General features: G+C 42.0%; 18 protein-coding genes. 10 read left to right on the top strand and 8 right to left on the bottom strand.

The genetic code is table 11. The annotated features are described in order from the left end of the window. Positions 1-761 precede the first annotated feature (761 nt). From BHV83_RS12215 to BHV83_RS12180, 8 genes are all read left to right on the top strand, one after another. Positions 762-974 carry a hypothetical protein gene (locus BHV83_RS12215; protein ID WP_005865774.1) on the top strand — a complete coding sequence of 71 codons (213 nt, stop codon included), beginning with the start codon at positions 762-764 and terminating at the stop codon, positions 972-974. 134 nt (positions 975-1,108) lie between these two features. After that, the gene (locus BHV83_RS12210; RefSeq protein WP_286757565.1) at positions 1,109-2,170 is read left to right on the top strand and encodes a DUF4934 domain-containing protein; all 1,062 of its coding nucleotides are present in this window, start codon (positions 1,109-1,111) and stop codon (positions 2,168-2,170) included. A 19-nt stretch (positions 2,171-2,189) separates the two neighbouring features. Beyond that, positions 2,190-3,737 carry a thioredoxin domain-containing protein gene (locus BHV83_RS12205; RefSeq protein ID WP_057327066.1) on the top strand — a complete coding sequence of 516 codons (1,548 nt, stop codon included), beginning with the start codon at positions 2,190-2,192 and terminating at the stop codon, positions 3,735-3,737. A 5-nt stretch (positions 3,738-3,742) separates the two neighbouring features. After that, positions 3,743-4,786 carry a glycoside hydrolase family protein gene (locus tag BHV83_RS12200; protein WP_022192871.1) on the top strand — a complete coding sequence of 348 codons (1,044 nt, stop codon included), beginning with the start codon at positions 3,743-3,745 and terminating at the stop codon, positions 4,784-4,786. Beyond that, entirely contained in the window at positions 4,777-5,583 is an 807-nt protein-coding gene (locus BHV83_RS12195) for a galactosyltransferase-related protein (RefSeq protein ID WP_022192870.1), read from the top strand. The genes BHV83_RS12200 and BHV83_RS12195 overlap by 10 nt, the downstream gene beginning before the upstream one ends. Before the next feature lie 187 nt (positions 5,584-5,770). Further along, positions 5,771-7,501, top strand: coding sequence for a lysine--tRNA ligase (gene lysS, locus BHV83_RS12190; protein WP_008778031.1), 1,731 nt, complete (start codon positions 5,771-5,773; stop codon positions 7,499-7,501). Positions 7,502-7,513: 12 nt separating this feature from the next. Next, positions 7,514-8,509 (top strand): NAD(P)H-dependent glycerol-3-phosphate dehydrogenase, encoded by a 996-nt coding sequence (locus BHV83_RS12185; RefSeq protein ID WP_005861487.1) that lies wholly within the window; start codon positions 7,514-7,516, stop codon positions 8,507-8,509. An 8-nt stretch (positions 8,510-8,517) separates the two neighbouring features. Next, complete coding sequence (locus tag BHV83_RS12180) at positions 8,518-9,861, top strand: glucose-6-phosphate isomerase (RefSeq protein ID WP_022192868.1); 1,344 nt, start codon at positions 8,518-8,520, stop codon at positions 9,859-9,861. 71 nt (positions 9,862-9,932) lie between these two features. Here BHV83_RS12180 and BHV83_RS12175 read toward each other — a convergent pair whose 3' ends face one another. Then, on the bottom strand, positions 9,933-10,208 hold the full coding sequence (locus tag BHV83_RS12175; RefSeq protein ID WP_008774141.1) for an HU family DNA-binding protein: 276 nt from the start codon (positions 10,206-10,208) through the stop codon (positions 9,933-9,935). Positions 10,209-10,794: 586 nt separating this feature from the next. On the opposite strand from BHV83_RS12175, the gene BHV83_RS12170 reads away from it, so the two are divergent. Beyond that, positions 10,795-11,550: an inorganic diphosphatase gene (locus BHV83_RS12170; RefSeq protein WP_005865754.1), complete on the top strand. Its 756-nt coding sequence runs from the start codon at positions 10,795-10,797 to the stop codon at positions 11,548-11,550. Between the two features lie 64 nt (positions 11,551-11,614). Here the strand turns inward: BHV83_RS12170 and BHV83_RS12165 are convergent, their stop codons facing one another. Then, positions 11,615-12,517: a sugar phosphate isomerase/epimerase family protein gene (locus BHV83_RS12165; RefSeq protein ID WP_122380609.1), complete on the bottom strand. Its 903-nt coding sequence runs from the start codon at positions 12,515-12,517 to the stop codon at positions 11,615-11,617. A 155-nt stretch (positions 12,518-12,672) separates the two neighbouring features. On the opposite strand from BHV83_RS12165, the gene BHV83_RS12160 reads away from it, so the two are divergent. Beyond that, a complete protein-coding gene (locus BHV83_RS12160) occupies positions 12,673-14,061 on the top strand; it encodes a DUF1080 domain-containing protein (protein WP_048927998.1) in 1,389 nt (462 codons plus the stop codon). 76 nt (positions 14,062-14,137) lie between these two features. On the opposite strand, the gene BHV83_RS12155 is transcribed toward BHV83_RS12160, so the two are convergent. The 6 genes from BHV83_RS12155 to BHV83_RS12130 form a co-directional block, all read right to left on the bottom strand. Continuing rightward, complete coding sequence (locus BHV83_RS12155) at positions 14,138-15,394, bottom strand: ABC transporter permease (protein ID WP_022192865.1); 1,257 nt, start codon at positions 15,392-15,394, stop codon at positions 14,138-14,140. A gap of 12 nt (positions 15,395-15,406) precedes the next feature. Further along, positions 15,407-16,585 (bottom strand): ABC transporter permease, encoded by a 1,179-nt coding sequence (locus BHV83_RS12150; RefSeq protein WP_009018788.1) that lies wholly within the window; start codon positions 16,583-16,585, stop codon positions 15,407-15,409. Further along, the gene (locus BHV83_RS12145; protein ID WP_286757564.1) at positions 16,582-17,595 is read right to left on the bottom strand and encodes an HlyD family secretion protein; all 1,014 of its coding nucleotides are present in this window, start codon (positions 17,593-17,595) and stop codon (positions 16,582-16,584) included. The genes BHV83_RS12150 and BHV83_RS12145 overlap by 4 nt, the downstream gene beginning before the upstream one ends. A gap of 30 nt (positions 17,596-17,625) precedes the next feature. Then, positions 17,626-19,011, bottom strand: a complete 1,386-nt coding sequence (locus tag BHV83_RS12140; RefSeq protein WP_146375676.1) for a TolC family protein — start codon at positions 19,009-19,011, stop codon at positions 17,626-17,628. A gap of 111 nt (positions 19,012-19,122) precedes the next feature. After that, entirely contained in the window at positions 19,123-19,716 is a 594-nt protein-coding gene (locus BHV83_RS12135; protein ID WP_036616817.1) for a Crp/Fnr family transcriptional regulator, read from the bottom strand. Positions 19,717-19,718: 2 nt separating this feature from the next. After that, complete coding sequence (locus BHV83_RS12130; RefSeq protein ID WP_005861467.1) at positions 19,719-20,624, bottom strand: DUF8429 coiled-coil domain-containing protein; 906 nt, start codon at positions 20,622-20,624, stop codon at positions 19,719-19,721. Positions 20,625-20,824 lie beyond the last annotated feature (200 nt).

Genomic DNA, 20,824 nt, shown 5'->3' with positions numbered 1-20,824 from the left:
TTTCAACCCCGTGAAGTTTTTCAGGAGAAGGTTCTCTAAGATGTGAAGTACCTTAGAAAATAACAGTAAAATCTGTGAAGTAAATTTAGGCATAGTCAGCCTTATTTCGGGTCAGTAGCAAATCAGTGACATACCTGCGATAGAAGATATACTTACTTGGGCTATGAAGTATATATCCTATGCCACTTGAAGTATATATTCTTCAAGAAGGGAAGTTATACCGTGATTATTTACAGCTTTGCCATCTTAGGGCAATCTGCCAAAATTCCCATTAAAACATGTTTTACAGCACAGCCGTTAAAGATGATCCCCGTAACATCAAAACAGGCTCACCCGATAATCTTTTTGGAGTATCCAAATATATAATTTGAGCCTTGTCAAGTGAATAACTAATGGCTTGTCAAGTGAATAACTAACGGTTAGGGGTAGCCGTTAGTTATTCACTTGGGAAGTGATTAGTTATTCATTTGGGAGGCTTTGTGCCTATGGCTTACGCTATTACATAAAATACTATTACATAACAAATTACATCAATACAACAAGTCATTTCTCGAACAAATTAAACATGGGACAGAACAATCGAGTTCGCATAGCTAACTTATATACATATCTCCACTAATTTTCTACTGTACCAATAGAAAGACAATATACATTAAACAACAATAAAAAAGACATAATATACCCCATGTTTGATATTTTTTAATTTTCTTTGTAAATATCAAAGCATTACACATCTATTAACTTTTTAAATCTTTCAAATTATGGACAAACTCAAAAAACTGACAAAAGTCGTACTAAACCAACAAGGTAAAGTTCTTCCAAAAGAGCAAATGATGAAAATCTTAGGGGGAGGAAGTGCGTATTGCCACTGCTGGAACAGTTCTAATGCCATTGATGCCTCTAACTGTTCTCAATGTCAAGATAAATGCAATGGTCTTGGAGGAGTACAAAACTGCAATACCGTAGGAGGTTAACAACAAAAGAAAGGGTTGGCTTTAGCAGAGGTCACCTCCTACCGCCAACCCCTTGTTTCTTAAAACAATATACAACCATGATCTATCTTTTCTTTTTAATCCCCCTTTTACTTATCAGTTGTAACCAGGATCGAGTGAAAGATAATAGTAAGAACGAAATAATCGAGTACTTCATTCCACTCTCACATCGGGTAGAAAAAGATGTGAATGAAGTATTTGAGGAATATTGGTATGTCCCCTTGGAAACAAGGGATGACGCATTGATAGAAGAACTTTACAATATCAAGAACATTGTTATCTATCAAGAAGATATCTACATAGGCTCGGGAAATCAATTAATCATATGGGATAAATATGGAAAAATCAAACGCTATTTATATAAAAAGGGAGAAGATCCTCAATCGTACTTCTTCTTAGGAAATTTTACAATATGGCCTAATGGAGATATTTTGATTTCTTCTGCGAACGATATTACGACTTATTCTAATTCGTTCAAATTTATTCGCAAATGGGCAGATCATGAAAATATAGGATATATAGAGGCTATCACCCAATTTAATGACAGCTCATACATTATAAAAAACATGCCTATACAGGGGCAGTCGCGTTACAGGATAATCAACCCAAAGAGCGGAAATCTTATCAACTCGTATGATTCCATAGAAAAAGCGAACAAATATATCAGCTCATACACAAATTCGTTCGAACGTTTTGAGGGGCATATCCTCTCTCATGGCTATCAAGGCAATGAGATACTTGAGTGTACAATGGATAGCACTAAAATTCGATATCGAATAAATATCGACAATAAAATTCCTCCAGCGGGATTTTGGGCACAAGACGGAAAGGATTATGTGCAAATAGTAATGGAGGAGACAGAGAAAGGATACATCGGGCATATCCCGGATTACGTGGAATCAAAGGAAACAATATTACTCTCCTTCAAGGGAAAAAGGGATGACCTGAACGGAATAGCCTTAATCGACAAAAAAGACGGGAACGCAAGAGTTTTAGAGAACATCAAGTTCGATGACAACTTCCGGTGGTTGCCCAAACAGTTCTTCTCGTTAGATGAGGGCTGGTGCGCCATGCTGATGTATCCGGAAGACGTTTTGAAGAAGGAAGAGTTCGCAAGGCGTTTCCCCGGACTGGACGAGGAGAGTAACCCGGTGTTGTTCATTGGTAAACTAAGGTAATCATTAAAGACCTAAAGCAATGGAACATGACAATCTATTCATCCAAATTTTAGAAATCTTATCGATAAAGCACACGGAAGATTTTACCATAAGATTCTACGAGAGCCATCCACACAAAAACAATCTGTTTGGACTGTCCGAGATGCTACGTTATTATAATATAGAGAATGTAGCGGCCGAAATTCAAAAAACACAAGAAAACTTATCCTCATTGGATGTACCCTTTGTGGCTTACGTAGATCATGAGTTTGTATTGGTGCGACATGTTTCTACCGAGGCAATCATCTATTCATGGCGAGGTAAAAACATCACATTATCTATCCCGGTATTCTTGGAACGATGGTCAGGAATCGTCCTTCTTTTCGAATCCATCGATGAATCTATTGAACCGGATTATAAAGAGCATAGAAAGGAATACTTACGACAGCGGATAGTAATCGCATGTTTCGTTTCATTACTTCTATCATTAATAGGGTGTGCCCTTATCACCAACAGAGGAATGGAGATAGGAATCTGGGGGTTATGGGGTGTTAATGTGATCGGAGCATCTTTCTGCGGTATCCTGCTTTCTCGAGAGATCTTAGGCTCGGATAAATATGTCAACAAAATTTGTTCCCTGTTTTTGAAATCCAGTGATTGCAACGGGACATTGGATTCCCAAGCATCTCATTTCTTGGGGATCAGTTGGAGTGTCTTCGGCTTAGGATATTTTCTTTCCGCAATATTGTTTATCGCCTTGTTGCCCCAATATGTTATATATGCAGAGACTCTGAATATAATCGCATTACCTTATACAGCGTGGAGCGTATGGTACCAAAAATTTAGGGTAAAACAATGGTGCGCTTTATGTTTATCTGTACAAGCTACCGTATGGATCACCTTTCTTATCTCTCTATTTGCGATAGGCATGGATTTCAATCAATGGGATTTATTTGATTTCACTACCATTGGATGCGTGTATGGGCTCGTCATTCTATCGCTCCATTTTACTGTTACATTATACGTAAAAGAAAAGCAAATCCAACGAAGCAACAATAAACTTAGCAGCATAAAACTGAATGCCTCTGTATTTAAGAGCTTATTAAACGAACAGCCTCAATATGACATTGATAAAAATATAGGAATATTATTGGGAAATACGGATGCCAAGGAATGGATTACCATTATCTCGAATCCACATTGTGCCCCTTGCGCAAGGTTACATCCCCAAATAGAAGAGTTACTTAAAGAATATAAAGAGGAGATTTGCATACAAATCGTCTTGACCTCTTTTAGCAAGGAATTAGAACCTAGCGCTATGCTACTAACCTCCATGTATCTACTAAATAAGGAATCAGATTATTTACGATTCCTGTCCGACTGGTATACAAAAGAGCGTCATAAAAGAGAAGGTTGCTATAAGAGATACAAGTTAAATCTAAATGACAAAGAAATGTTAGCCAACATACAAGCACAAAACGAATGGGTTAAACGCAATACGATAAGTTCCACTCCTACAATTCTGATAAATGGTTATTTATTGCCGGAAGAATATGAGTTAAAGGATATGTCGTATTTAATAAATTAAGTACTATGAATAAATTAGCATCACAAATAGATTCGCTAAATAAGCATTTGATAGGCTCATTACATACAAGCTACCCTTTCGGATTGGCTCATGGCAAAATGGGATTACTCATCTATTTATACCATTTGTATGATTATACGCAAGAAGCTATTTATAAAGAGAAGGCTGAGAGATTGCTGGACGATCTCTTGGAAAACGCTCTCTCTAAAAACGCAGAACTTACCGTGGAGGAAGGTTTATGCGGAGTTGCGTTAGGATTGGATTATATTGTAAAAAAGCAATTTGTAGACGGTGATATTAATGATTTACTAAGTGGTATCGATGATTTGCTATTCAAGAAGCTGGTTTTCGGAAATATGGAATCTAGGTATTCCCTGTCTCAACTCATCCATTTCTTATATTACATTTATAAAAGGCTGGAAATCCAGACAAACGATAATGAGCGTTTCCCTTTCGAGGGCTTAGCAATCAAGTTAGTTAATCAATTGGCCGATTTGATAGACGCCTCCTTTTTCGAGGAATCCTATACGTTTTCCATTTACCAATATCACGTACCGATATTGATGAAAACCCTGTCCTGTCTTATACAATATGATTTTTACAAGGATCGGATACAAAAGGTTCTGGAACAACTATCTCTGTATATGTTCTCCCATTTGCCTCATCTGCATTTAAACCGACTATATCTGTTATGGGGCATGCTACCTTTACGGGATTGTTCGCCGGATTGGCAAAGATATGTGGACGAACTAAGAAAATCAATCAACCTAGACATAATATATAATAGAGAGATCAAAGGCAGGGATATCTATATCAGCAATGGATACGCTTCTCTATATTTCTTGTTGGAGGGATTAAACAAGGACTTTCCTAAATACACTATTCCTTTCAATCCGCACTTAATTTACGATCGGATCATCTCGTCTGACGCTTGGGATGCCCTAATGGAGAACGAATACTACTATAATATACACCGAGGATTGCTGAATGGTTTCCCCGGTACGGTGTTGGCATTGTTAAACATTAAGCAAAGATATTTATGCGAATAGACTTGACAGATACAACATTTATTATTCCCGTACGGATCGATTCCATGATCCGTTTGGAGAACCTGTTGATGTCCGTGGACTCAATAGTACGTTATTTCCGGACACGCATCTTAATTCTGGAGGCCTCATCATACCAAAATGAGATTATCCCCTCGTTAATAAAAGATGATACGGTGAAGTACACTTTCCTCGTGGATAAAGATCCTGTATTCTACAAGACCAAATACTTGAATATCCTCGCAAAGCAGGTTGATACTCCACTTGTTTGTATTTGGGACGCAGATGTGATACTGGACCACCTTCAAATATTGGATGCGGTGAAACAGCTTAGAACTAGGACTTCTGATGTCGCTTATCCATATGATGGTAATTTTTTAGATACGTCAGATATATTGAGGGAACATTATTGGCTCCATCGTGACTTAGATTTCCTAAAAAAAAATCAAGCAAAGATGAACTCTTTGTACACAGTAGAGGGAGTGATAGGCGCAGTCGGGGGAGCGGTCTTCGCCCAAACGGAAAAATACCTGCAAGCGGGTATGGAGAATGAGGATTTCTATGGCTGGGGCTTGGAGGACGGAGAAAGACATTACCGTTGGTTGAGTTTTGGCTACCGGATTTATCGGAGTGAGGGCTGTTTATTCCATTTGTCTCATCCCCGGGATCAAAATGGGATGTTCCGTTCAAGGATACATAGCGAAAAAGCGATGCATGATATGAATGAAGTAGTAAACTATTCCAAAGAGGAACTTCGAGAAAAGTTCAACCTTGGATTCAAAATAGAGAATTGTATTTAGTGATGAAAGATAAAATTATTGGGTCTTAAGTTCATTGGCCTACAAACCTAAGATACTTCACCAAGGATCCTAAGATACTTTATCCATGAACAAACAAGATCGGTGACCTCAACCTTTTACCACATAAGTCAGCATAAATCAGAAATATTTTGTACTTTTGCGCCGTATTATACAAAATAATAGCATAATGAATCTATTAGAACTGAGTGAACAGGAAATAATAAGACGTAATAGCATGGAGCAGTTGCGTCAGATGGGGATAGAGCCTTATCCCGCAGCTGAGTATGTAACGAACGCATTTTCCAAAGAAATAAAAGAGACATTCAAAGACGACGCTGAGCCACGCCCGGTAAGTATCGCCGGCCGTATCATGAGCCGTCGTATCATGGGTAAGGCTTCCTTCATGGAATTACAGGATTCCGAAGGCAGAATACAGGTCTATATCTCCCGTGACGATATTTGTCCGGATGAGAATAAGGACACCTACAATGTCGTTTTCAAGAAATTACTGGATATCGGTGATTTCGTCGGGATCAAGGGATTCGTTTTCCGTACTCAGATGGGAGAGATTTCCGTTCATGCGCAAGAATTGACAGTTCTGTCTAAATCACTTCGTCCGCTACCGGTCGTTAAATATAAGGACGGTGTCGCTTACGACGGTTTTAATGACCCGGAGCTTCGTTATCGCCAGCGTTACGTGGATTTGGTAGTAAACGAGGGTGTAAAAGATATTTTCATGAAACGTGCGGCTATCATCAAGACCATGCGTACCGCCTTGGATGAGGCCGGATATACGGAGGTAGAGACTCCGATCCTGCAATCTATCGCCGGAGGAGCTAGCGCACGTCCGTTTACGACACATCATAATTCCTTGGATATCGATTTATATTTACGTATCGCTACCGAGTTGTATTTGAAACGATTGATCGTCGGTGGATTCGAGGGTGTATACGAGATCGGTAAGAATTTCCGTAACGAGGGTATGGACCGTACGCACAACCCGGAGTTCACTTGTATGGAACTTTATGTCCAATACAAAGACTATAACTGGATGATGAGCTTCACTGAGAAGCTGTTGGAGCGTATCTGTATCGCCGTGAACGGTACGAGCGAGAGCACGATCGACGGTAAGACAATCAGCTTCAAGGCTCCTTTCCGCCGTTTGCCGATCTTGGAGGCGATCAAGGAAAAGACGGGTTACGACTTGGAAGGTAAGAGCGAGGACGAGATCCGTACGATCTGCAAGGAATTGAAGATGGAGATCGACGATACGATGGGTAAAGGTAAATTGATCGACGAGATCTTCGGGGAGTTCTGCGAGGGTACGTTTATCCAGCCGACCTTCATCATCGACTATCCGGTTGAGATGAGCCCGCTGACTAAGATGCACCGTAGCAAACCGGGATTGACCGAACGCTTCGAGTTGATGGTAAACGGGAAGGAATTGGCGAACGCTTATAGCGAGCTAAACGATCCGATCGACCAAGAAGAACGTTTCAAGGAGCAATTACGCTTGAGCGAGAAAGGGGACGACGAGGCGATGTTCATCGATCAAGATTTCTTACGCGCCCTTCAATTCGGTATGCCTCCTACGTCGGGTATCGGTATCGGTATCGACCGTCTGGTTATGTTGATGACCGGACAGACAACGATCCAAGAGGTATTGCTTTTCCCGCAAATGCGTCCGGAGAAAACCGCAAAGAAAGATAACGCCGACAAATACGTAGCCTTGGGTATTTCCGAGGAGTGGGTTCCCGCTTTGCAGAAAGCCGGCTACCTGACGGTTGACACGCTGAAAGAAGCGAACGCCAACAAATTAAGACAAGAGCTTTGTGAGCTTAATAAAAAATATAAGTTAGAACTGCAAAATCCTACGATCCAAGAAATAGAAGCTTGGATAGCCAATGTAGGAGAATAAAAGCGTGATACGATGGATTTGCCCGGAAAAATCGCGATAATGGGAGGTGGTAGCTGGGCTACCGCCTTAGCCAAGATCGTACTTTCAACTCAAGATAGTATCAACTGGTACATGCGTAGGCCCGATCGTATCGAGGAGTTCAAGCAGTTGGGACACAACCCGTGTTACCTCACCGCCGTGAAATTCGACACGAACAAGATAAACTTCTATTCCAATATCAACCAAGCGATCAAGGACTCGGATACCTTGATCTTCGCTACGCCTTCCCCTTTCTTGAAACAACATTTGAAGAAGGTGAAGACCTCTTTGAAAGATAAGTTTATCATCTCGGCGATCAAGGGTATCGTACCGGATGAGAATATGTTGATTACGGATTACTTCGCGGAGTATTACAAGGTTCCGACAGAAAATATAGCAGTTATCGGTGGTCCCTGTCATGCGGAAGAGATCGCTCTGGAGCGGCTCTCGTACATTACGTTGGCTTGTTCCGACATCGAGAAGGTCCGTACGATATCCCCCGTTTTCAAGAATCAATACTTAAAGAATTCCTTCTGTAAAGATGTGACCGGTATCGAATACGCCGCCGTACTGAAGAACGTGTACGCTATCGCCGCCGGTATTTGCCATGGGATGAAATATGGCGATAACTTCCAAGCCGTATTTATCTCGAACGCTATTGAGGAGATGCGTAATTTCGTGGACGCCGTACACGGGCTGGAGCGGGATATCACCGACTCCGTCTACCTTGGCGATTTGCTGGTTACCGCTTATTCCCGGTTCAGCCGTAACCGTACTTTCGGAACCATGATCGGTAAAGGATATTCCGTGAAGACAGCGCAGCTGGAGATGGAAATGATCGCCGAGGGATATTATGGAACCAAGTGTATGCGTGAGATCAATGAGAAATATAAAGTGAACATGCCGATACTGGACGCTGTTTATGATATATTGTACGAGAAGAAATCGCCAACAACGGTCATTCGTCAATTAACGGAAACGTTTAAATAAAATAGCATATGAAAAACATCAGTTTAAACATCGACAAGGCTCTGGGCACTGTCTCCAAGGAACAGGTTTACGCTCAAGAGGCCAAGGCAATGGAATGTATTGCCACATTACATAACGGTAACGGAGCAGGTAACGACTTTTTGGGTTGGTTGCATCTCCCCTCTTCTATCACGGACACAGAGTTGGCCGACATCGAGAATACGGCGAACGTGCTTCGTTCTAAATGTGAAGTGGTCGTAGCCATTGGTATCGGTGGTAGCTATTTGGGTACCAAAGCGGTAGTAGAAGCGTTAAACAACAGCTTCGACTGGTTGCAAAACGACCGTAAAAACCCGGTTATGTTATACGCCGGACACAATATCGGAGAGGATTATCTTTATGAATTAAGCGAAGTTTTGAAAGGTAAGCAATTCGGTATTATCAATATCTCCAAGTCTGGTACGACTACAGAGCCGGCTTTGGCTTTCCGTATCTTGAAGAAACAATTGGAAGATGCTGTTGGCAAGGAAGAGGCTAAACATCGTATCGTAGCTATCACGGACGCTAAGAGAGGCGCTTTGCGTACCTTGGCGGATCAAGAAGGTTACAAGACTTTCATCATCCCTGATAACGTAGGTGGACGTTTCTCTGTTTTAACTCCGGTAGGTTTACTTCCGATCGCCGTGGCAGGTATCAGCATCCGCGACTTGGTTGCTGGAGCTGTTTCCATGGAAAAAGCTACAGACGCGAGCGTTCCTTTCGCTGATAATATGGCCGCTATCTATGCCGCTACTCGTAACGAGTTGTATAAGAGCGGTAAAAAGATTGAGATCTTGGCTAACTTCCATCCGAAATTGCATTATATCGCAGAATGGTGGAAACAACTTTATGGAGAGAGCGAAGGTAAAGACGGTAAAGGTATTTTCCCCGCATCTGTAGATTTGACAACCGATTTGCATTCCATGGGTCAATGGATTCAAGACGGTGAGCGTACGATTTTCGAAACGGTTATCTCCGTGGAAGCTACAGATCATAGCGTATTGGTTCCTACAGACGAGGCTGATTTGGATGGATTGAACTTCTTGGCAGGCAAGCATGTAGACGAGGTAAACAAGATGGCTGAGTTAGGTACTCAGTTAGCTCACGTAGATGGTGGCGTTCCTAATATCAAGGTAACTATGCCGGAAGTAAGTGCGTTCTATATTGGTCAGTTGTTCTATTTCTTCGAGAAAGCTTGTGGCATCAGTGGTTATATGTTGGGCGTTAACCCATTCAATCAACCGGGTGTCGAGGCTTATAAGAAGAATATGTTCGCCCTGTTGAATAAGCCGGGATACGAGAAAGAAAGCGAAGCTATCAAAGCACGTTTATAATACGATTTATCCCATAAAAAAACGGTTTTCTCGTCACGAGGAAACCGTTTTTTCGTTTGAATAGTTTTTTATTACTCATTTAATTCTTTAAGTAAATCGCTCCCGGCCTTGAATTTGACCGAGACACGTGGAGTAATCATTACTTCCTCCCCTGTTTTCGGATTACGTGCCAATCGCTCGGATTGTTGCCAAGGTACAAAAGATCCAAATCCTTTCATGGAAATAGATTCTCCTTCCCGTATTCCTTTCGCCACAACAGTCGGTAACGCATTCACTACGGTTCTAACAACATTTTTCGGCAATCCTGTTTCTTCCACAAGAGATTGTACTAATTCTCCTCTATTCATACTAGATAATAAATATACCATTCTTCACCAGAAAAGAGTCCGGTGAGAACTTAGTTGTTTAATCATTGCAAATATATGAATATTTGGGGAATATCAAAATATCATATATTAAAAATCAATGCATACAGAAATATTATATACCTAAATGTAGGTATAATTGAACCCCTTTCAGATAGACAAGTGAGACTTTGGTAGAAATATAATTAATAAGAAATAGTATACAGTATTATAATATCACTTATTCATAGCAAGTTATAGCCTTTGAAAATTCGTTATTAATGCGCTTACTAGAGTTCTCACCGAACTACGTCATAATTTATTGATTAATTATCTCAACGAAATAAATTTATATCCCTTATTTTTCAATACATCTATCAACTCATCCAGATAATTATAGAATTTATCAATCCGGTTAGGGTGTACATGTAGGTGGATCAAAAGTAAGCACCCATTTAAACCATTTTTGTTTCATAAAATGAAATTCCATTATATATCATATTTATTTAATTTCAAGAAGCTTTCCTCCCATTTCTGTTAATTCCGATTTATTACGTACCTTTGTATTGGTTTTTAAGAAGGTAATAACATGATTCAAGAAGCGATTATCCGATATCTGCGTAAACACAGGCAGGAATCCCTTTCTCCCAAAGCTGTTCTTTTCGATATGGATGGTGTATTATATGACTCTATGCGTTTTCATGCACGGGCATGGCATGAGGTAGCGACCCTCCATCAGCTAACTTCTCGGCCGGAAGACTTTTATATGTTCGAAGGACGTACTGGGGAAAGCACGATCAACGAGCTATACCAACGCACTTTCCAACGAGACGCTACCGCCGAGGAGAAGCAAACGATCTATAAAGAGAAAGCGGATCTATTCAATACCTATAATGACGGTGCCCCCATGACCGGCGCCGCAGAGGTTCTAAAAGAAGTGGAAGCATCCGGACTGCAACGATTGGTTGTCACCGGTTCTGGCCAACATAGCTTGATCGATAAGCTAAACCATACCTATCCGGGACATTTCAACCGAGAGAAAATGGTTACGGCTTTCGACGTGAAATATGGCAAGCCACACCCCGAACCTTATTTAATGGGACTTCAAAAAGCGCATGCGAAGCCTAATGAAACTTTTGTGGTAGAGAACGCTCCCATGGGAGTAGAAGCTGCCGTGGCAGCCAATATCTTTACGATAGCCGTAAACACCGGACCTCTCCCCGATCAAGTTTTATTAGATGCCGGAGCGGATTTACTATATCCGGATATGGAAAACTTAGCTAAAGATTGGAAACAAATCATCGAGCTTGCGAAATCCACCCGATTGAACGAGTATTCCAAATAAGCGAACATAAAAAAAGAGGCTACCCGATAATGAAGTAGCCTCTTCTTTTTTATCATCGAACGGATTATTTCACATAATCAGCCTTATTCAAGAAATCATAGCTTTGCTGAACGCTGGCAACCGGATCATTGTTAGTATATTGTTCGACTTCAACATACCAATCCTTTACGTTATTAGCGTACATTTGATCGAAGATAGGCTTGAAATCCATCTTACCGCTTGCGCCGATCTCTTTCTCATCCTTGATATGGATAGCCTTGAACTGGCTCGGACGGTTCTTCAAGTAAGCGACAGGATCACCGCCACCCATCATTACCCAGTATACATCCATCTCGAAGAATACGTGGTTCGGGCTTACGTTATCCAACAGATAATCATAGATCAACTGATCGTCAATCTTACGGAACTCGAAGTCATGGTTATGATAACCGAATGCGATACTAGCGGCAGCGGTCTTATAACCAACCGTGTTGAAATAATCACAGTACATCTTCAAGTCATCCAATGTAGTCTTATCGTTAACCGGCATCCACGGTTGAACCATATATTTAACGCCTAACTCATTATGAGCATCGATCGCTTGATCCCACCAACTCATAACCTCGGCTTCTTTTTCTTTCGTAAAGGCCTGTCCAAGGTGAGCGCTCGTACACTTCATACCTAGGTCATTCACCATTTTCTTAAATTCAGCGGGAGCTAAACCGTAAATCTTACCGTTATCATAGCTTGCTGTCTCCAGATTCTTATAACCCATCTTAGCGGCGGTTTCCAATACTTTCTGGATACCTTCATCTTTTACAAGGTCTCTTAAAGAATACAATTGAAGCCCTATATATTTAGAAGACTCCGATGCTGTAGCGGCAGCTTGTCCTGATTTACCGCCACAAGAAGATAATAACTGCGGGGCTACCAACCCACCCGCAAGCATCAAAGAGGCTTGCTTCAAAAAATTACGTCTGTTCTGCATAGTACTATTAATTAAGTTTGATTGAGAATTTTTACAAAAGTAAGACTATATTCTTAGGTTTATATCTTTATGGAAGTTAAAATCTTCAAAAAGGACATTGTATTTTAATTTTCGTTATCTTTGGAGGATATATTATTACTTAAATCATTTATATCATGAAAAAATTATCAATTCTAGCGATGGGCCTTCTCTTTGTCCTGACCACAGCCTGTAGTGTTTCCGGCAGTGGTACCTTATTCGATGGCAAAGATAGTAACAAATGGAAAATGACAGGCGATGTCTCCGTTCAAGACGACATAATGACCTTGAAAGGTACGGATGCGCTGGCCGTACTGAAAAACGGCAAATACAAAAACTTCGATCTGACCCTTGATTTACGTACTACCCCGGGAGGCAAAGGCGCCGTCTGGTTCCATACGGACCCGAACTTGAAGAAAGGATATCGTATCGCTATCAATAATGACCGGGCTGATAAGGTTTGGTGGAAAATGACAGGAAGTCTTGTTTCCGTGAGGAATTTGACCAAAAGCTTCGTAAAAGAAGATCAATGGTTCAAGATGGATATCCGGGTTGCCGGACAAGAGATCGATGTAAATATAAACGGCGAACCGGTTGTAGAGTATATCCAACCGACCGCACCGTATCGTACGGACGCTAACACCTATGCCTTATTATCGGAAGGGACATTTGGCATAGAGAGTGATGGTAGCGGTGAGATCCAGATCAAGAACATCACCGTGAACGTAATTGATGAATCCACGATCGATATCAACGCACAATTGGCGGAAGCTAACGATGAGCAAAATGACGAGATCATAAAATTACATCAATCGGATTTCCCTGTATTGGATTATCACGTGCATTTAAAAGGTGGATTAACCAAGGAAGTTGCCGCTAAGCAATCCCGCAAGACCGGTATCAATTATACGATCGCACCGAACTGCGGCATCGGTTTCCCGATCACGAACGACCAACAAGTCATGGATTACCTAAATGAGATGCGCTCACAGCCTTTCATCCTTGGTATGCAAGCGGAAGGACGCGAATGGATAACCACATTCTCTCCCGAGACTCTTAAAGAATTCGACTATGTGTTTACGGACGCTTTGACGTTCAAGGACAATAAAGGTCGCCGTACCCGCCTATGGATTCCGGAAGAGACTTGGATCGAGAATGAGGAGCAATATATGGACATGATCGTAGATCGTATCTGCTCCGTATTGGAAGAGCCGGTAGATATCTATGTAAATCCTTGTTTCTTGCCATCTCCGATGGATAAGCGTTTTGACGAGTTCTGGACGGAGGCCCGCATGAAGCGTTTCGTCGAGGCATTGGCTAAAAGCGGAAAAGCTTTAGAGATCAACGAACTATACAACATTCCAAATAAAGCGATCATTATGAAGGCGAAAGCCGCCGGCGTTAAATTCACGTTTGGAAGTAACAACGTGACACCAAACGTCAGCGATCTGTCTTACAGTATCCGCATGATGAAAGAATGTGGCCTGACGGCTGAGGATATGTATAAACCGAAAGTTAAAATCTAATCACACTTTACCCTCACCCTAATCCCCCGTTTAGGGACACCCTAAATGAGTGATTAGGGTAGACCTAAACGAGGGATTATTCTCTCTCTCGCAACATCCGTCGCATCTTCATATACCGATATTGCTTAATAATCATCTTGCGGCTACGTATGATCTGATAACGGTAAATGATACAAGACAAGATGAAATATACGCCCGCTTGAATCCATAATACCCGATATTCATGCGCCACCTCATGCAAGGAAGCGCCTGCCGTATTGATACGAATAAATCCCTGGATACCCGGAGTAGAAGGAAACAAATAACCCACCACTTTCCAAAACGGAGGAATAGCCGCCTCCGGCCAAGAGACACCCGAGATAAATAACAAGATGACAGACGTGAAAACGAATACCAACATAGGCGACTCACGACTCGTCATAAATCCAGATAGCGTCATAGACATAAAAATACAGGCAAACAGGTAAGGCAGTAAAAACAACAAAATAGTCAGTGGCTCACCAACCTGAGGTAAGGAGAATAACTTAGGGACAATAGCCAATACCCAGATGCAAACCACCACATACAGCAAAAGATAAGTCAGCGACTTGCCGAACACGATACGCAAAGTTCCATTAAAATGCCGGCAAATAGGCACCAGACTATGAAAGCGGTTCTTTTCCCGGGCCGTTCCTCCCAACATTCCGATACCCAATATCAAGGTCTGTTGCAATACCAAGATCAAGATAGCCGGTACCAAGAAACTGGCAAAGCCATTCTGGGAATTAAACAACGCTACCGATTCATACGGGATCGGGTCTACCGTGATCTGGTCCATCTTATCCGTAGACGACGGATTATTATGCATCCGAAGTTCCTTACCCATATCCAATGACACCTCTGTCGTCGCCAAAAGGAAAGCCTTATAAAACAATAAGGCGCTCATATCGCAATACAACGAGACGGTTGTCTGTCGCCCTTCATGCAGGTCCTTACTATAATCCGGGGGAAAGAGCAAAATTCCATAGGCCTTCTTCTCATCCAACATCTTCTTGGCTTCCGCCATATCCGGACAAACACCCACTACTTCCACATCCGGCGTGGCGTTAACCCGTCTGGTAAACTCACGACTCAAATAGGAATCACTTTGGTCTACCACCACCATCTTCGCCTCGTGTACTACCTCGTTATTATATATAAATGAATAAAGCAGCGGATATACGAAAGGCACCAAGAAAAAGAAAATCATGACCCCCGCATCTTTAAACACGTTTCTCAATTCATCCTTCCAAATATAAAACGTATCCAGAAGACCTTCCTTTATGATATATCGTAAACGATGTTCTCTTTTCATCACATACTGTTTTTACGGTAGATATTTGAAATCCAACAACGCCCTCTTCAAGTTCCGCCCGATAAGGAACGGCAAGATCAGAAATCCCAACAACCAAGCGTACTCGCCCAACGTATAGAATAGTGCCCGCCCGTTCAAGGCTTGATCGACATAAATCAAGAAATAATGCCGTAGAGGAAACAAACGAGCCAACGCTTGCAACGTAGGGTCCATACCTTGTACCGGAAACGAGAATCCGACAATGGAGAACGAGATCATTCCGAACAGGCTGGCGAAGCTAAGCCCTAAACGGGGAGTCGGTAATACGCCGATCATAAATACGCCTACCGCCTGAGAGGATATAATCAGCAAAAACATCGCCAAAAGCATCGGAAACCAACCGCTATTTAACGGGAAAGAATTAATTCCATACAACACCGCACAATACATAAAGCCTACGACCGTGAAAATAGCTGTCTGCGGCAATAACTTTCCCAACAAACTAACTGCGATGGAATTCCCTCCCATATCCAACCATTTACGGGATGTGGAATATTTAATTTCCGTACCGATACTGAATACTGTCACCAGAAATACCATCAACTGAATGATACCCGGCAAAACCGTATTATTCAAATATACCGAATAATTCAACCACGGATTGCCGATCGGATGCGTATCGATCACGATCGGTTGTAGCTGTCCCATGATCTGCGCTTCGGTATATCCTTTAGCTTGTCCGGTCTGTAAACCCACAGCGGCCCCCGCCAATACCGACATCGTTTTCATATCCCGAAACAGCAAGGAAGCGGCGATCAAATAGGTACCATTCGTATAGAAAGACAACCGGGGCTGCTTTCCAGATGTGGCGTCCACGGCGAAACCGGATGGAATGTAAAAAATTCCATATACATTCCCTTTCTGCATTTCCTGACGAGCCTCGGTAAACGACATGGTTTTCATATACACCTCTGTCTGCTCAAAGGCATCCAACTGGCGAATCAAATTGCGTGAAGTAGCAGAGTTATCCATATCCACCACTGCTATCGGCAGATCGGTCGGCAATCCCTCATGCATCAACGATACAAAGAAAATGACACAGATAGCCGGAGCGATCAGCATACAAAAGAAGTAAATCGGTTGAGCCACCAGCCGATGCACCTCACGCTTCGCGATAAGCCAGATTCTATGCAAACTTTCTTTATAGGTCATACGATCTCTTTCCCTTTTTTCTTTAAGATCACGGACATTCCCGGACGAAGATCAGCGACTTTCTCCAACGGACGAGCACGCACCTCGAAAGTCTTCGAGTCATATTGTCCATTCGTCTTTGTCGCTTTCCATGCGGCATACGAACCCATATCCTTCATATAATAGACTTTCAACTTCACCGGTAGGTCCCCCAACGCCGGAATAAAAGCATTTACTTCCGAACCAATCTTGATATCTTTCAACAGATCCTCACGAATACTGAAAGTTACCCATACATCATTTAAATCAGAGATATTCATGATCGGAGCGCCTGTACCAACCAACTCGCCGACTTCCGGGAACCGTTCTGAAACCTCCCCGTCAATCGGAGCCACCAAAGCGCTCTCGCCCACATACGACTCCACTTCGGCGATAGCACCTTCCGCACGTTGGACCATAGCGGCAGCGACAGCCCTATCTTCCTTACGGGCACCTTCTTTTGCCATCTCATATTGAGAACGGGCAGCCTTCTCTGTCGCTACCATAGCGTTATAATTAGCCTCCACCTCGTCTCTTTTTTGAGCGGACATCACCCCTTTCTCGTATAAATTCTGAATACGATCGAAAGATTTCTTAGCGATAGTTAATCCAGCTTGCGCCTTTTGCCACATCTCATAAGCGGCCGTGATTTCCTGTTCACGGGCTCCTTTAATTGCTTTAGCGTTCTGCGCCTCCGCTGCCGCACGAGCCGCCTCCGCTTGTTTCAGCTTCGCCATAACCTCGGGCGTATCTAAAAAGACCAAAGTATCTCCGGCTTTTACCTGATCGCCTTCGCCAAAACGATAAGAAGCGATACGTCCGGGAACCTTACCGGAGATACGAACTTGGGTGGCCTCGGCCTGCCCCATTATAATATCGTCAGGCGGTGTAAGCAGGAAGAAACCCGCCAAGGCTACCAATCCGATCACGACCAATACCGTGATAAAAGCTAACATCATGTTACTGATAGAAAACTTCTTGTTCTCATTCATCTCTGTGTATATTTTTATTTGTTATTACTCTTATTCATTTGCGGACAGTTTACCCAAAGCCTTGCTTAGATAAACTTCTGTTAATTTCACCTCGATTTGAGCATCAATCAAACTAGAGCGAGCAGAAACCCATGCTGTCTGCGCCTCCATTAAGTTCAAAGCCGGGATAACCCCTTCCTCAAAACCGAAATTCGCACGCCGCAAATTCTCTTCCGCATTTTCCATATTACGGGAAGAAGCGATCAACTTTTTGCCCGCTTCATTCACTTTATAAACGGATTGATTTACCTGCAACTCGATCTTTTCACGAGCATCCTGCCATTCCAGTGTTTTTATGCGCGTTTCCGCTTTCGCCGAGTTACGCCTATAAGTGCCTTCCCACCAACCGGACAAGGGTACCTTTACCATAACTCCGACATTAAACATACCGGCGAAATCATTTTTAAAACCATTAAAAACATTCGGATTCGTGACGAAGTAATTCGCCGCTAAAGCGACATTAGGCAACATCTCTGCCAAAGCAATACGTTCTTTTCGCTTATAGATTTTCGTTGTCAGATCCAAACTTCTCAGTTCATTACGATTCATGAAAGCCTCATTCAGATCGGCCGAGGCTTGTGTTGTCTCTACCGGAAAATTATCCAGCTTCTCGTCTGCAAGCGATAAATCCTCCTCTAAAGACAGACCACAAATTTGCGCTAAAAGCATTCGGGTTAAAGCCAGACCATTCTCAACCTTAGTCTGAGCCATCTCCGCCTCATTCAGTTTCACCTTGACAGAAAGACCATCGGCCTCGGTAGCGACTCCCTCATAGATCATAGCGGTCACATCACTATCCATCTTACGGAGCAAATCCACATAAGCGTCCGCCAATTTCTTCTTATTCACCAAAGATATGACCTGCCAATAGGTCTCGTCAGTCTTATAAATCAAGTCCTGCAACTGTAAATTATTCATTGACTCCGCTAATTGCTTGGCAAACTTAGTGATTTGGTTATAATTAACGATCTTCCCGCCCATGAATACAGGCTGCACCAACGATACATTACCCACCCAGATATTCTGCACATCCAAATGTTGCATATCGTTCACCCCACTCATCAAATGTTGGATCATCGGTAATTGGGCCAAGCCACCTAAAGAAGAGCTCAAGGATGAGGACAAAGCGCCCATGTCCAGTAAGTTTATATCCTTCTGGTTCCACATATAGGCACCGTTTGCCGATAATTGAGGAAAATACTTGGTAAAAGCGGCTTTCTTCTCATTATCCGCCATCTTGATCTTTTCGCCAGAGATTTGTAGCTCCTTATTGTTCTGGATCGCCAGATTCCGGCACTCTTCCAATGTCAACATTCGCTGAGCGTGCATACAGCTCACCGTGACTACAAATGCTAATAGTAAGATAGTTCGTTTCATCTTTATATCGTTTTAACCTACCTATATAATGCCATCATATTCCCTATGTGACAAAAATATAAAAACCCGCACAAAAGTATAGGTTTAAAGCGAATATAAAATTGAACTAATTCAATAAAGGATACGTTTCTTCAACTTACAATACCAAGAATCACTAACCCCCATATATTGAGCTATATATTTATCAGGTACCCGGCTTACGATCCATTGGTGGTTCGTATAAAGATATTTCAGGAATTCTTCCGCCTTACAGGTTTGACGGACAGCGAACATTGAATAGAGCTTGGAAATAATCATCAGCATCACATTCTGATAACAGGTAGCGAAAGCTGGATATCCCAACGTCAAACGTTCGATATCCGTCCGGGAGAAACAAAGTAATTCACCATCCTCGATAGCTTTCACCTCAAACTCGGAAGGGACTTGTGTAAAATAACCGATTGTAGAAACAAAAGGGTACATACTATCCGAGGAGAAACCGGTTACGCATTCATTCCCATTCTCATTAATATATTGATTGATAAAAAGCCCTTTATTAATAAAATAGGCATCTTGGCACAACTCGCCCGTACGAATCAAATAATCCCCTTTCCGGATTGTCACACCTCGAGTACAACTTTCCAAATCCTTTAGGAAAGATTCATCTCGAGACAGAATCTCCGGAATAAAACTTAGGAACTTCTCAAAGTCGGGAGATAATTTCATAGTTAATCATCCAAGGTAAATCTCTTCTGTCCGATCAAATTACCGTCAGAGAAAATATCCACACGGTAAGTACCCGGAGATAAGAATTCCTCGATATTCCAATACATGGTCACAGCCACCTCCTCACCTTCATATTCTATCATTTTCTTCATAGAATAATTGATTTCCTTTCCTTCAAAAGCGAATACATCCGCACGGCTTTTCACCAATATATCGTCATCCGGTTTCATGATCCGTACATATACCATCTTTTCGCCGACAGGAGCGGTAATGTTCTTCGCTATCTTGAAAGTCACGACAAATTGCTGCATCTTTTTAATACGCTTAGCTAGTTTACCTCGAGAGTTCACAGGAGTCACGTTAATATCCGTCGCATCCAAACGACTAGCTAACGTTACTCTTTCCGTCAATTTCTCTTTTTCCTTTTTCAAGGTAGCAGCTTGTGAAGTAGCCCTCTGATATTTCTGAACAGCCTCTTTCTTCTCAACCTTCAATTGCTCATTCTCACGATTCAAGGAATCGATTTGGACAACATAGTTACGCATGATTTTACGTAAGGTATCCAATTCCTTTTTCAAGCGAGCTATTTCCTTCGCATTCGTAGCCTTCACCGTACGCAATTCTTCCAATAAACGTTGTACCTTTGCTTGCTCCGTAGATAATAGGGCAACAAGGGAATCATTGCCTACGCTAAACTTATAACCTTCATATTGAAGAGACAATTCATTATATTCATCCTCCAAAGATTCTTTCTCAAGATCAAAGGTTTCCACCAAATCAGTCATTTGCTGCTTTTGATGATAAATATAATAACCGGCACCAGCAATAATCAGTACCAATACTATAACTGCTACAATAAGTAGCGAAAGTTTATTTACTTCTTTATTCTCTTTCTTTTCAGTATCCATATGAGGTTCTTAGCTATTACAAAAGCACAAAATTACAATTTCTTATCCATCCGAACAACAAAGTACACCTAAAAATAGAAAAAGACAGAGAGGATATATAACAAAAAAAGGAGCCAATCTTTCGACTGACTCCTTTCACCTAAGACGGCGGCTACCTACTCTTCCACTGTTACGCAGTACCATCGGCGTGACGAGGCTTA

This window comes from Parabacteroides sp. merdae-related_45_40 (genome assembly GCF_001915675.1).
This window is presented reverse-complemented; position numbering and strand designations above follow the sequence as displayed.